Raw genomic sequence first — 13600 nt, 5'->3', positions numbered from 1 at the left:
TCCGTCATCGACCTGCTGACCCAGGACGGCCAGTCGGTCGAGGAGTTGCGTGGGGAGGTGGAGAACGACATCCGCTACGCCAACATCACCATCATTGAAGGCACCGGCGCGAGCCAGTACGGCATCGGTGCCGTCTCCGCTCGACTGGTCGAGGCGGTACTGCGTGACGAACGCGCGGTGCTGCCCGTCGCCGCCTACTCCTCCCGCTACAAGGTCACACTCTCCCTGTCCAGCGTTCTCGGGGCGGGTGGCGTCCAGCAGATGCACGTACCCACCATGACGCCTGAGGAGCACCAAGCGCTGCTCGAGAGCGCCCAGGTCCTGCGCGACGCCGCCGAACGGGCCGTTGCCGTTGCGACGACCTGAGCCGCAGCTCAATCGGCACGCCGTGCCATTCGGCGGCCCGAAAGACGGGCCACTGGTAAACATCCGTCACCTGTTTGCCTTGGCGTCCGCCCTCGGGCACGGCTGCCGGACCGGCTCCACTGCGGCCAGCCGGGCGTCGAGAGTTGTGATGCCGACATGAGTGGCCGTCTCGTCCCCCGGTCGCAGCGACACCACAAGGCGTCCGTCGGGTTCCGGCCGGCCCATGGCGACGCTGCCGATGGTGTGGCCGGACTGAATCCGCACGGCATGGCCCAGTTTCCCGGTCCCCAGGGCCGGGTGCCTGGCTGCCCTGGTGACGGCCCAGCCGTCCTCGATCACGACGGTCGACGAGCCCTCCAGCGAGCGTGATGGCCTCCCACCCCGCTGCTGTCCGGGCCGATGATCGCGTTCTGCGCCCCGTTCGGCAGCAAGAAGATGATCATGAAATCGAACGTGTCGAGGTTGGCCAGGCCTGCTCCCCCGTGCAGCGGAACAAGGCGACGATGAGCGCGTAGACCAGAACGGTCCGCGGCGCTGTCACGTTGTGGAGCGTATGAGTGCCTGACGGGGTGTCTGGTTCGGTGGGGCCGGGTTCCGGCTCCGTGCTCAGGGGGTAGCAGACAGGCCGGCGACGCCGGTGACCTGATCCCAGACAGCGAAGCGGACGGTCATCTCGGCGCGGTAGCCGGGGGCGGTCATCCGGTGGCGACGGGGCCGGAAGTGGGGCGAGATACCGCTGAACGCGGACAGGAATTGCTGGGCTCCGCCGACGCTGCGGAAGCCCTTCATGGCGCGTTCACGCTGCCGGGTGGGCTGGTGGCTGCTCTCGGCCCGGTTGTCGAGGTACTTCGACTGCCGGTGCTCGACGGAGGGCACGGCCTCGCGGTGGGCGGCACCGTAGGAGCGGAGCCTGTCCGTGACGATCACCCGGGGCACCGTGCGGGTCGTCTTCAGCAGGCGGCGGAAGAAGCGCCGGGCCGCGGCCTTGTCCCGCCGGTTCTGCACGAGGATGTCCAGGACGGTGCCGTCCTGGTCCACGGCCCGCCACAGATACTTCTACTCTCCGTTGATCCTGACGAACACCTCGTCCAGATGCCATGTGTCGCCGGGCCGGGGCCGACGGCGGCGCAACGCGCCGGCGTACTGCTGCCCGAACTTCACACACCAGCGCCGCACCGTCTCATGCGAGACGGTCACGCCGCGCTCGAGCATCAGTTCCTCGACCTCGCGGAACGACAGCGGGAAGCGGAAGTACAGCCGCACACAGTGGGCGATAATCTCCACCGGGTACCGGTGCCCCTGGTACGACGGCGGCACGCTGTCCACGGACAACCCCTCCCGCATGATCAACCAGAAGATCATCCCACCCGCTCAGCCAACGTGACACCGCCCCGTTTTCGGTTCCCGACAACGGCCGCGGCGCCGTCGGATTCGCACTGCCGAACTCTCCGCGGGCGCCGGTGCGCCAACTGTCCGGCGGTGGCTGCGGCAACTTCCCCACCTCACAAGTGCGTTCGGATGCCGCAGTCGGCAACGCGCCGCGCCTCGTGCGCTGGTCGGTGTTCCGGGTGGCCTCGATTTGCCCTGATGGCAACAACCTGCCACTAATTCAGCCCGCCTGGCGCAATGTTGCAGACGTTCACGAGTGCGGGAGTGGTCGTGCGGGACTCCGCTTCCGGTTCCGGTCACGCGCCCGTCAACCCGCTCGGATCGGCCTTTAGGTTCGGCCGGACGGGGGCCGGACGGCCGTCGTGCATCGGACACAAGGGAGGACGAATGGCCAGGATCGCGTCTGGAGGACGCGCGGCGGCGACCGTCGCGGCGGCGCTCGTGCTGGGGGTGACGGGGGCGACGCAGGCGGTGGCCGCTCCGACGGGCGAGGAGCGGTCGACGACGACCGTCCGGGCCCAGGCCATCGCGGCGAAGGTGGACTACGACACCTGGCAGAGCGATGTGCGCAAGGTGATCGACGAGGCCCGCCCCTACGTCGAGCAGCGACTGGACGACAGCGCGGGTGAGAAGCCGGCGATCGTCCTCGACATCGACAACACCTCGCTGGAGACGCACTTCCAGACATTGCCGCCGACCCCCGCCGTCAAGCCAACTCTCGAACTGGCCCAGTACGCGCACAGCAGGGGCGCGGCCATATTCTTCGTCACCGCGCGGCCCGACCTGCTCTCATGGATCACGGAGGCGAACCTCAAGTCGGTCGGGTATCCGATCACGGGTCTGTACCAGCGGAATCTCGGTGATCTGTTCCGCGACACGGCCGAGTTCAAGACGTCGAAGCGGGCCCAGATCGAGGCCGCCGGATACACGATCGTCGCCAACATCGGAAACAACACGTCGGATCTGGTGGGAGGACACGCGGAGCGGACCTTCAAGCTGCCCGACTACGACGGGGCCCTGGACTGACCGGCCCGGGCCGGTCTGCGCCTCGCCTGGCCGGCCCGAACGTGACTGAGGCTCTCTGACGGCAGGCGCCTCCGGCTCTCACCGCACACGGCGGGCCGGGGGCGTTCGCGCGGAAACGACTCCTGGCAGTCGATAAGGATGCCCCCCTCTGCGCAATGAGGTTTTCCGTAATCGTTTCAGACAGGGGTGTTTGACGTTATGAAGTTGTCCTAGGTACTGTTCAACTAACAGGAATGACGCAGGCGACTGTTGACTACCCTCCAGAGGGATGTCCAGTTTGCCGCCTGTGTCTGCTTATCGGGGGAATGGAGTTCAAAATGCGGTATGCCTGCCGCGTTGCACCTGCGGGTCGCGTGCCTCTCCATGGACTCTGTACGGTGCCCCGCTAGGTTATTTCTCTGGCTGTTTGCACGAGTATTACCCCGCGCCAGGGTCTTCACGCCCCACAAGGGCATTCGAACAGGGCGGACGGGGACTCCTATTGGTCAAGCTTCAGGGGGAGCTGTGCCCAGTACCTCAGTCAATTACGAGACAGCCAACGATTCAGGGCTCACCGCAGGATTTACGGAATCGCGGCCTTCGAGTGACGAAATAGAGGGCGTGCTGCTACAGGCCCGGAAACTCGTCGAAATCGCCGTCGACCGCCACCGTAACGTGGAGCGACTGGTCGCCTCACTCGAACCGGACGAGAATTCCGTCGGGGTCGCCACGGAGCAGATGATCGCCACGGCCCGTCACCACCTGGCCGTCGTCCTCTCCGGTGAGGGCGAGGACGAGATCTACCAGCTGATCGACCGGCTGGGCCGGGCCACCGCACGCGGGGTCCGCGTCAAGCTGCTCGGCCGGGTCGGTCTCCTGCGGGACCGCCGCTTCCTGGAGCACCTCGACAAGTACGCACCCGGAGTCGAAACCCGCCTGGTCAGGGCTCCGTTACAGGAAATGGTCCTCGCCGACGGCGTCATCGGCGCGGTGTGGATACGCAACGGGGTCGCCGTCTGCGAGGCGGTGCTCGTCCGCGCCCCGGCCGTCCTGCGCAATCTGCGCACCCTGTTCGCCGTCTCCTGGTCGAGCAGCGCCGCCCTCGCCGACCACCGACGCCTGAGCGACCGCTCACGCAGCGCGCTCGGCCGGCGCATCCTCCAAGCCCTCAGCTCGGGGCGCACCGACGAGGCCGCCGCCCGCGAACTGGGGGTTTCGGTGCGCACGTACCGACGCAACGTCGCGGAAATAACGCGTGAGCTGGGTGCGAGCTCGAGATTTCAGGCGGGTGCCCGCGCCGTTGAGCTCGGGCTTCTTTTCCCCTCGGGCGATCTGATGCCCACGGGCACCGGCCGGTTGGCGGGGTAAGTACTTGTCAGGCTGACCTTTGACAATGCGGAAAACCTCAGGTTGCTGGCAGCTTGTTGTAGCTCTCCTTGTGGTGCGGACAGTCGAGATTGCAGGATCTTCCTGCCTCCACAAAAGGCGTCCAGGCCGCTATCTGCGAGGAACAGCATCGATGAGTGACGTGATGATCGAAGCGACGGAGCTGGGCAGAACGTTCGGTGCCACCCGGGCACTCGACGACATCAGCTTTCGGATGGAAAAAGGGCGCGTGCTCTGTCTGCTCGGTCATAACGGTGCGGGTAAAAGCACACTGGTGAGTATTCTCGCCACCGTGCTGCCGCCCACGAAAGGCACGGCGCAGGTCTCCGGGTTCGACGTCGTGCGAGAGGCTCGGGACGTGCGCCGCCGCATCGGTCTGACCGGCCAGTTCGCGGCGGTGGACGAGAGCCTCACCGGCCGCGCCAACCTGCTGCTGGTGGCCCGGCTCCTCGGAGCCGGCAAGCGGGAGGCGGCAGCGCGGGCCGAACAGTTGCTGGACATGTTCGCGCTGACCGAGGCGGCCGACCGTGCGGCGGGCACGTACTCGGGAGGCATGCGCCGGCGCCTCGACCTCGCCAGCAGCTTCGTGGGCCACCCCCAGGTGCTCTTCCTGGACGAACCCACCACGGGACTCGACCCGGTCAGCCGCAACGCCCTGTGGGACCTCGTCCGTGAGGTGGTGGGTGCGGGCACCACGGTGCTGCTGACCACCCAGTACCTGGAGGAGGCCGAGCAGCTGGCGGACCGGGTCATGGTGCTCGGCCGGGGCCGGTGCATCGCGGACGGCTCGGTCGCCCAGCTCAAGGAACGGCTGGGCGGCAGCACGGTTTGGGTCACCCTCGCCGACCCCGGCACTACGGCCGCCGCGCTGAGCGCCCTGCGCACTGTGGGTCTCGACCCCTGCCCGGGCGAGCCCGCGGGCACGGTCACCGCCCCTGTGGAGGGATCCATCGGACTAGCCGCCGCGGTCCGGGCGTTCGACACCGCGGGAGTGGAGATCACCGGCATCTCACTGTCCGAACCGACGCTGGACGAGGTCTATCTGGCCCTCGCCGAAGAGCGCGCCGGCGTCCCGGTCCCGTCCTGAGGCCCGTTGCCTCCCCGCCTCGGACCCGGGCCGCACCGGTGAATATGTGGACCATCAGCAGGCTGACCGACGCCCGCCCGTGCCCCGCCGCGCCGCCGGGCGCGCCCCGGGCCACCATGCCGTGGACCGCGCGGGTGCGGCGGTGGATCCGCAAACGGCGCGATGCCCGCCAGGACTTCACCACGCACCACCATCGACGGTCTTGATCCTCCAGGGAGCCCTTCATGACGGCGATCACGCCGACGTACCACTCGATCACCGAGGCGACGATGATGCCGCGTCTCGTCCGGCTCGGCCCCAATCTGTACGGCGCGGTCTTCTCTCTCATGAAGCTGCTGCCCGCGCACTACATCCTGCAGCGCGCCCACAACCGGGGCGAGCTGGACGCCGACACGGTGATCGTGGAGACCACGTCGGGAACGTTCGGCCTTGCGCTGGCGATGCAGTCCGCCCTCATGGAGCGTGAGCTGATCCTCGTCAGCGACCCGGCGATCGATGCCAACCTGTACCGGAGACTGACCGATCTCGGCGCCACGGTGGAGATCTGCCAGGAGCCCGCGCCGGTCGGCGGCTACCAGGAGGCACGGCTGCGCAGGCTCGCCGAGATCCGCGCCGAACTCCCCTCGACCTTCTGCCCCGAGCAGTACAGCAACCCCGACAACCCGCGCTCCTACGGGGTGGTCGCCGAGCAGATCGCCCGCTCGCTCGGCACCCCGGACTGCATGGTCGGACCAGTGGGTTCGGGTGGTTCGATGTGCGGCACCACCCGCGGGCTGCGCGAACTGACCCCGCACATCCAGGCCATCGGCGTCGACAGCCACCGCAGCGTGCTCTTCGGGCAGCCCGACGGCCCCCGTTCCCTGCGCGGTCTCGGCAACAGCCTGTGGCCGGCCAACCTTGACCACTCCACCTTCGACGAGGTGCACTGGTGCTCGGCGCCCGAGGCGTACGCGTACACCAGGCGACTGCACGCCACCCACGCGCTGTTCCAGGGGCCGACCAGCGGTGCCGCCTACCTGGCCGCCCAATGGTGGGCCGACCGCAACCCCGACGGACTGTGCGTCGTGATGCTCCCCGACGAGGGCTACCGCTACCAGGCGACCGTGTACAACGACGCATGGCTCGCCGAGAACGGCCACACATTGCCGCACCCGCCCGCCGAGCCGGTCCTGGTCGACTCGCCGGCCGACACCGGCGACAACTGGACCCGGATGCTCTGGGGGCGGCGCACCTACGAGGACGTGCACGGCACCGTGCCGCGCTCCGGCGGATCCCTTCCCGACCCGGTGCTGTCATGAGCGGCACGGGTCGGCTCACCCGCACGCTCGGCGCGCGCACCACCCGTGTCGTCTACGGCGAACCGGGGCCGGAGGACATCCGCCGGGAACTCGGCCACACCTCGGTCATCGACCTCGCGCACGTGGTGATGCTCACCGAGTGCGGGCTGCTGCCCCGGGACGCGGCCGCCGCCCTGCTGCGGGCGGTCACCGCACTGCGCGCCGACGGCTTCAGGGAGTTGTACGACCGGCCGGCGCCGCGCGGCCTGTACCTGATGTACGAGAGCCACCTCATCGAGCGGCTCGGCGCGGACGTCGGCGGGAAACTGCACACCGGCCGCTCCCGCAACGACATCAAGGCGACCATCACCGCGATACGGCTGCGCGACGACCTGACGGACCTGCTCGGCGAACTGCTGCGCCTCCAGGCCATACTGCTCTCCCGCGCCCGCGCCCACCGGGACGTGGTCATGCCGGTCTACACCCACTTCCAGCCCGCGATGCCCGTCACCTACGGCTACTACCTCGCCGGAATCGCGACCGCACTGGACCGGGACATCGTCGCGCTGCGGCACGCCGTCGAGGAGCAGAGCCGCTGCCCGCTCGGCGCCGGCGCCGTGTCCGGCACGGACCTGCCCATCGACCCGGCCCGCACGGCCGAACTGCTCGGCTTCGACGGGCCGCCGCTGCACGCCATGGACTCGGTGGCCTCCCGGGACACGCTGCTGCGTGCCCTCGCGGCGGCGGCCGGGGCTGGGCTCACCCTGAGTCGACTCGCCACCGATCTGCAGTTGTGGAGCACCCAGGAGTTCGGCTTCGTGGAGTTCCCCGAGCGGCTCGTGGGCGGCAGTTCGGCCATGCCGCAGAAGCGCAACGCGTTCCTGCTCGAGCATGTGAAGGCCAAGTCGGCGGCCGCCGTGGGGGCGTGGACCGCCTCGGCCGCCGCCATGAAGTCGACGCCGTTCACCAACTCCATCGAGGTGGGCACCGAGGCGGTCGGCGGGGCCTGGTCGGCGCTGGCCACCGTGCGCGACAGCGTGCTGCTGGCCCAGGTGCTGGTGAGCGGTGCCCGCCCGGACGGGCGGCGGATGGAGCAGCGGGCCCGGGAGGGCTTCGTGACGGCCACGGTGATCGCCAACCGGCTGGTGCGGCAGGACGTTCCGTTCCGCACCGCGCACCATGTGGTGGGCGCCGCGGTACGCGAGGCGGTCGAGGCCGGTGAGTCCGAGCTGACGAAGATCGCGCTGCCGGAGGGCCTGCGGGCCGATGTGAGCGCGGACATCCCGCCGCTTCCCGAGCTCGTCGCCGAGCACGACCGGGGTGGCGGCCCCGGGGCGTGCGAGAGCGTCGTCCACGAGCTCCGGGAGCGGCGCACGGAGCACGCCGCTCGGCTCGCCCGGTACCGTGCCCGGCTGGCGCGGGCGGAACGCGCCCTCGACACGGCGGTCGCGGCCGTGACCGGCGCAGGGGACAAGGGAGCAGAGCGATGAACGGTACGGCGGTCCGCTGGTTCGCCTTTCTGGAGAGCAACACCACCGGGACGGGACGGGAGTTCTGCGCGGCGGCACGGGCCCGGGGGCTGCGGCCGGTGCTGCTGACGCGGGACCCCGGCCGGTATCCCTACGTCACCGAGGACGCCGTCGACACCCTGGTCCTCGACACCTCGGACCTCGAGGCCGTGATGGAGGCCTGCCGGGGTCTGGCGGAGGGTGCCGGACTGGTCGGGGTCACCTCCAGCTCGGAGTACTTCGTGGCGGACGCCGCCCGGACAGCGGCCCTGCTCGGGCTGCCCGCGGCCGACGGCGACGCGATCGCCCGCTGCCGGGCCAAGGACCTCCAGCGGGCGGCGCTCGCCGCCCACGGGGTGCCGGTGCCCGCCTGGACGGCGGTCTCCGACGTGGTCGCGGCGGTGGAGGCGGCCGATGCCATCGGGCATCCGGTGGTGCTCAAGCCGGTGAGCGGCTCCGGTTCCAACGGCGTACGGCTGTGCCGGGGCCGGGCGGAGACCGAGGAGTGGGCCCACCGGCTGCTCGACCGGGCGACGGATGAGCGGGGCAACGCGGTGCCGAGCCGCATCCTGGTGGAGGCGGCCGTCGACGGGCCGGAGTTCTCCGTCGAGACCTTCGACGGCGACGTCGTCACCGTCGTCGCCAAACACACCGGCCCCGCGCCGCACTTCGTGGAGACGGGCCACGACATCCCCGCCTCCGTGGACCCCGGGACCACCGCCGAACTCGGCGACACGGCACTGGCAGCCCTCAAGGCCCTCGGGCTCGGCTGGGGCGCCGCCCACACCGAGATCCGCCGGTCCGCCGACGGTCCCGTGGTCATCGAGGTGAACCCCAGGCTCGCCGGCGGCATGATCCCCGTCGCCGTGCGGGCCGCGACCGGAACGGACCTGGTGGACGCCGTGATCGCCCGCGCCGCGGGCCAGGACATGGCACCGCCCGCGACCGCGGCCTCCGGAGCTGCGGCCGGCCACGCCGCCGTGCGGTTCGTGATGGCGGCCGGCGAGGGACGGGTCACAGCCGTGGACGGGATCCGGGAAGCGGGTGCGGCACCGGGGGTCGTGGTGGCCGTGCCCACCACGGTCGTCGGCCGGCAGGTGCGGATCACGCACTCGTTCCAGGACCGCCTGGGCTGTGTGGTCGCCACGGGAACCGGCACCGCGCAGGCGGCGTCCCGCGCGGAGCTGGCCGCACGACTGATCAAGATCGAGCTGAAGGAGCCGGCGACGCCGGAGGAAGGGAACGGGGACCGATGAGCGGGCACCGCACTCAGCAGACGTACACCAGAATCCCCAGATGGACCATGCCGGGCAGTGACGAGCGCGGGGCGGCGGAGCACCGGGAGGAGCTGCCCGCGCCGCTCACCCGGGCGCTGGAGGAGCGCGCCGCCGACACCGGCGCGGGACTACCGGCGCTGCTGCTCGCCGCGCACGCCCGGGTCCTGGCGACGGTGGCCGCCGAACCCGACCTGCTCATCGGCCTGGTCCCGGCGGCCGGCCGGGCCGAGGCGCCGCTGCGCCTGACCGTCACGGACTCCTCCTGGGCCGAGCTCGCCGTACTCGCCGGCACGGCGCTGGCCGCGGCGCACCGCGCGGAGGCCCGGCCCGAGGTGGTGTTCGACCTGTCGGGCCTCGCTCCGCCGGCCACCGCGTCCCCCGACGACCGCTCCGACGCGGGCGACGGGGACGACGGCCTCGACGACGGTGTCGTGCTGAAGGCGGCCTTCGTCCGGGACTCCGCCGGCCTGTCGCTGCGGCTGGTGTACGACCGGGCCCACTTCGACGAGGGGTACGCCCGCCGGCTGGCGGGCTACCACCTGCGCGCGCTGCATCTGCTCGCGGCGGACACCTCCGCGCCCCACCACGGTCGGAGCCTGCTGTCGGACGAGGAGGTCGACACCCACCTGTACGGCCTCGCGGGCCCGCGCGTCGACCTGTCCGACCGGACCTTCGTGGACCACTTCGAGGACCGGGTGCGTGAGGTGCCGGACGCGGTGGCCGCCGTGCACGGCTCCGGCCGCTGGACGTACCGGGAACTCGACCGGCGGGCCAACCGGGTCGCCCACGCGCTGCTGGAAGCGGGCGTGCGCACCGAGGACGTCGTCGCCGTGGTCATGGACCGCACCCTCGACTGGATCGCCGCGGCGCTCGGCGTGTTCAAGGCCGGCGGCGTCTACCTCCCGGTACGCCCCGACTTCCCCGCCGACCGGGTGGCGGCCCAGTTCAGGCGCAGCGACTGTGCGTTCGTGCTCACCGAGCCCGGCAGCGCGGCCCTGGCGGACCGGGCGGGCGAACTCACCGGCCGCGTGCCGGCCGTGCTGTCCGTACCGGAGATCCAGGCCTCCGGCATCTCCGACGAGGCCCCCGGTGTGCCGATCGCCCCCGATCAGGCCGCCTACATCTACTTCACCTCCGGCTCCACCGGCGCCCCCAAGGGCGCCCTGTGCGAGCACGTCGGCATGCTCAACCACCTCCATATGAAGCTCGACGACATGGAGATGACGAACGGGACCGCCGAGGTCGTCACCCAGACCGCCTCGCAGTGCTTCGACATCTCCCTGTGGCAGTTCGCGGCACCGCTGATGGTCGGCGGCAGCGTACGCGTCGTCGACACGGACGCCCTGCTCGACGTCGCCGGCTTCCTCGACGAGATCGTCACGGGCCGGGTCACCGTCGTCCAGATCGTCCCCTCCTACCTGGAGGTGCTCCTCACCCACCTGGAACAGCACCCCCGTCCGCTCGGGGCGCTGCGCACGGTGTCGGTCACCGGGGAGGCCCTCAAGTACGAGCTGGTGCAGCGGTGGTTCGCCCTGTACCCGGACATCAGACTGGTCAACGCCTACGGCGCCACCGAGGTGTCCGACGACACCATGCACGAGGTCCTCGACCGGGTGCCGGACCGCGACTTCGTGACCGTCGGTCGCTCCCTGCGCAACGTCAACACCTATGTGCTCGACGAGAACCTGGCGCTGGTGCCGCTCGGCTCACCCGGGGAGATCGCGTTCTCCGGGGTCTGCGTGGGCCGCGGCTACATCAACGACGAGGAACGCACCCGCGAGGCGTTCGTGCCCGACCCGTTCCGTCCCGGCACCCGGATGTACCGCACGGGCGACTTCGGGCGCTGGCTGCCCGAGGAACGGATCGAGTACCTGGGCAGGCGGGACGAGCAGGTGAAGATCCGGGGCTTCCGGATCGAGATCGGCGAGATCGAGAACAAGCTGCTGGGTCTGGCGGGCGTCCGCGAGGCCGCAGTCGTCATCGACGGCACCGGTGACGGGCAGCGCAACCTCGTGGCGTTCTTCAGCGGCGGCGACGGTGCCGGGCCGGACACCGAGCCGACCACCGAACACGCCCGGGACTTCCTCGCCGGGCTGCTGCCCGAATATATGGTCCCCACGTACTTCCACCGGCTGGAGCGGCTGCCGCTCACCGAGAACGGCAAGATCGACAAGAAGGCCCTGGTCCGGCTGGCCGGTACCCTGGGCCACGGCGGCGCGGCCTACGCCGCCCCCAGCACGCCCGCCGAACAGCGGCTGGCCATGCTGTGGGCCCAGGTGCTGGGCGTGCCGCTGGAGCGCATCGGGCGGGCCGACAACTTCTTCGAGCTGGGTGGGACCTCGCTGGCCGCGGTACGTCTGCTGGTGCAGCTGGACCGGGTGCTGTCCCTGAAGGACCTGGTCGCCCATCCCGTCCTCGCCGACCTCGGGGCGGTGCTCGACGAGCGCGGACGGGGCGGTGAACGGGTCGCCGCGGAGGGCCTGTTGCAGCCGCTGGCGAACGCCCGGGATCCGCACCGCACCCTGGTGTGCTTCCCCTACGCGGGCGGCAACGCCGTCAACTTCCGTTCGCTGGCGGCCGAGCTGGAGCGGGACGGCATCGCCGTGCTCGGGGTCGAACTGCCGGGCCACGACTTCGCGGGCGGCGACGAGCCGATGGCGGACGTCCCGGAGATCGCCCGGCGGGTCCGGGACGAGATCACCGAGCGGGTCACCACGCCCGTGCTGGTGTGGGGCCACTGCGCCGGCGCGGCCGCGGCCCTGGAGACCGCCCGGCTGCTCCAGGAGGCGGGCCGTCCCGCCGAGCGCGTCTTCGTCGGCGCGCTGCTGCTGGAGGACACCGGGGCGCTGCGCGCGGAGATGGCGGACGTCTCCGAGGCGGACAACCGGACCCTGCTGTCCCGGCTGCGCGCCGACAACGCGTACGTCGAGCTCGATGAACTCAAGCCGGAACGGGCCGATGTGGTCGGACGGGCCTACCGGCACGACGTACTGACCGCCAACAGCCATCTGATCCGGATCCGTGAGGACTCCGAGAGCCACCGCATCGACACCCCGGTCGACGTGGTCGTCGCCCGAGACGACGCCTCGACGGCGCGGTTCGACGAGGGGCACGGCGACTGGAAGGTTGTTTCCGACCGGGTGACCCTCCACGAGCTGAGCCAGGGCGGACACTACTTCGTCAGCACACGACCGGCGGACACCGCCGCACTGGTGCGGGCCGACTGCCCGAAGCCCGGGCACCGGGACTAGGAGGACCAGGGTGACGACGATCGACACGAGGACGCTGCCCGCGGAGTACCGCCGGGTGGCCGCCACCGGGGTCAGTTCGGCCTTCGGCACGTTCGGTGAGCTTCTCCAGGGCGTCCTGCCGGAGACGGACGGCGACTTCCTGGTCACCCTGCCCGTCGCCCGGTGGGCCGTGGCCCGCTTCGAGGTGGCCCCGCACACCGACGCACTGGAGGTGTGGCCCCCGCACAAGAAGAAGGCCCTGCGGCTCACTTCGATGATCATGGAGGACGCGGGGCGGCCCTCGGGCGGTGTGCTGAAGATCGACAGCACGCTGCCCGAGGGCAAGGGTCTGGCCAGTTCCTCGGCGGACCTGGTGGCGACGGCCCGGGCCGTCGCCAACGCCCTGGAAGAGCCCATGCCGCCGCGCCGCATCGAGTCGTACCTCGCCAGGATCGAACCGACCGACGGGGTGCTGTACCCGTCGGTGGTCGCCTTCCACCACCGCAGCGTGCGGCTGCGCGCCCGGCTCGGCTCCCTGCCGTCGATGGCGGTGGTCAGCGTCGACGAGGGCGGCGCGGTGGACACGGTCGACTTCAACAGCATCCCCAAGCCGTTCACGGCGGCGGACAAGCGGGAGTACGTCCGGCTCCTGGACCGGATCAGCGGCGCCGTGGCCCGGCAGGACCTGGCCGAGGTCGGCGCGGTGGCGACCGCCAGCGCCCGGATGAACCAGGTGCTGCGGCACAAGTGGTCACTGGAGCCGATGATCGCGATCTGCCGTGAGGTGAGCGGTCTGGGCGTGGTCGTCGGGCACAGCGGCACCACGCTCGGAATCCTGCTGGACACCTCCGCGCCGCACTGCCACGGCCGGCTCACCGCCGCCGCGCAGGCCTGCCAGGAACTGGTCGGCAACGTGACGGTGTACCGCACCCTGAGCTTCCACTGACCCGGAACAACGGAGGGGGCCGCACCCGTGAACCCGGGTGCCTCCGCCAGGTAAGCGCAGCCTGCATGCATCCATGATCACCCATCCCGCGTCTCGTACGCTTGGCTTCGACTCTTGAATCCAGCTTCG

The 13600-nt window shown here is 70.7% G+C and carries 9 protein-coding genes and 2 pseudogenes; 9 read left to right on the top strand and 2 right to left on the bottom strand.

Annotated features, from left to right (window positions below):
- Nucleotides 1-366 (top strand): annotated as a pseudogene (locus AB0I73_RS37765) (hypothetical protein); the annotation flags it as partial.
- 66 nt (nt 367-432) lie between these two features.
- Here the strand turns inward: AB0I73_RS37765 and AB0I73_RS37760 are convergent.
- Nucleotides 433-630, bottom strand: coding sequence for a hypothetical protein (locus tag AB0I73_RS37760; protein ID WP_363044934.1), 198 nt, complete (start codon nt 628-630; stop codon nt 433-435).
- Between the two features lie 342 nt (nt 631-972).
- A pseudogene (locus AB0I73_RS37755) lies at nt 973-1710 on the bottom strand (IS6 family transposase).
- Nucleotides 1711-2142: 432 nt separating this feature from the next.
- Here AB0I73_RS37755 and AB0I73_RS37750 point away from each other — a divergent pair.
- The 8 genes from AB0I73_RS37750 to AB0I73_RS37715 all read left to right on the top strand — a co-directional run bounded on the left by AB0I73_RS37750 (nt 2143) and on the right by AB0I73_RS37715 (nt 13471).
- Nucleotides 2143-2781, top strand: a complete 639-nt coding sequence (locus tag AB0I73_RS37750; RefSeq protein WP_363044933.1) for an HAD family acid phosphatase — start codon at nt 2143-2145, stop codon at nt 2779-2781.
- 600 nt (nt 2782-3381) lie between these two features.
- Nucleotides 3382-4128 carry a DNA-binding response regulator gene (locus AB0I73_RS37745; protein WP_363044932.1) on the top strand — a complete coding sequence of 249 codons (747 nt, stop codon included), beginning with the start codon at nt 3382-3384 and terminating at the stop codon, nt 4126-4128.
- A 151-nt stretch (nt 4129-4279) separates the two neighbouring features.
- Complete coding sequence (locus AB0I73_RS37740; RefSeq protein ID WP_363044931.1) at nt 4280-5233, top strand: ATP-binding cassette domain-containing protein; 954 nt, start codon at nt 4280-4282, stop codon at nt 5231-5233.
- Nucleotides 5234-5457: 224 nt separating this feature from the next.
- The gene (locus AB0I73_RS37735) at nt 5458-6531 is read left to right on the top strand and encodes a cysteine synthase family protein (RefSeq protein WP_363044930.1); all 1074 of its coding nucleotides are present in this window, start codon (nt 5458-5460) and stop codon (nt 6529-6531) included.
- A complete protein-coding gene (gene argH / locus AB0I73_RS37730) occupies nt 6528-8000 on the top strand; it encodes an argininosuccinate lyase (RefSeq protein ID WP_363044929.1) in 1473 nt (490 codons plus the stop codon). The genes AB0I73_RS37735 and argH overlap by 4 nt, the downstream gene beginning before the upstream one ends.
- The gene (locus AB0I73_RS37725) at nt 7997-9274 is read left to right on the top strand and encodes an ATP-grasp domain-containing protein (RefSeq protein ID WP_363044928.1); all 1278 of its coding nucleotides are present in this window, start codon (nt 7997-7999) and stop codon (nt 9272-9274) included. The genes argH and AB0I73_RS37725 overlap by 4 nt, the downstream gene beginning before the upstream one ends.
- Complete coding sequence (locus tag AB0I73_RS37720; protein WP_363044927.1) at nt 9271-12546, top strand: amino acid adenylation domain-containing protein; 3276 nt, start codon at nt 9271-9273, stop codon at nt 12544-12546. The genes AB0I73_RS37725 and AB0I73_RS37720 overlap by 4 nt, the downstream gene beginning before the upstream one ends.
- Nucleotides 12547-12556: 10 nt before the next feature.
- Complete coding sequence (locus AB0I73_RS37715) at nt 12557-13471, top strand: kinase (protein WP_363044926.1); 915 nt, start codon at nt 12557-12559, stop codon at nt 13469-13471.
- Nucleotides 13472-13600: the final 129 nt, after the last annotated feature.

The organism is Streptomyces sp. NPDC050388 (assembly GCF_040655635.1).
Taxonomy (GTDB): Bacteria; Actinomycetota; Actinomycetes; order Streptomycetales; family Streptomycetaceae; genus Streptomyces.
The sequence above is the reverse complement of the archived record's forward strand: the minus strand, read 5'-3'. Positions and strand labels throughout refer to the sequence as shown.

Excerpts from the sequence above, each read along its gene's own strand:
- argH (WP_363044929.1), top strand. The coding sequence starts at position 6,528 with ATGAGCGGCACGGGTCGGCTCACCCGCACGCTCGGCGCGCGCACCACC.
- AB0I73_RS37740 (WP_363044931.1), top strand. The coding sequence starts at position 4,280 with ATGAGTGACGTGATGATCGAAGCGACGGAGCTGGGCAGAACGTTCGGT.
- AB0I73_RS37735 (WP_363044930.1), top strand. The coding sequence starts at position 5,458 with ATGACGGCGATCACGCCGACGTACCACTCGATCACCGAGGCGACGATG.
- AB0I73_RS37720 (WP_363044927.1), top strand. The coding sequence starts at position 9,271 with ATGAGCGGGCACCGCACTCAGCAGACGTACACCAGAATCCCCAGATGG.
- AB0I73_RS37725 (WP_363044928.1), top strand. The coding sequence starts at position 7,997 with ATGAACGGTACGGCGGTCCGCTGGTTCGCCTTTCTGGAGAGCAACACC.
- AB0I73_RS37750 (WP_363044933.1), top strand. The coding sequence starts at position 2,143 with ATGGCCAGGATCGCGTCTGGAGGACGCGCGGCGGCGACCGTCGCGGCG.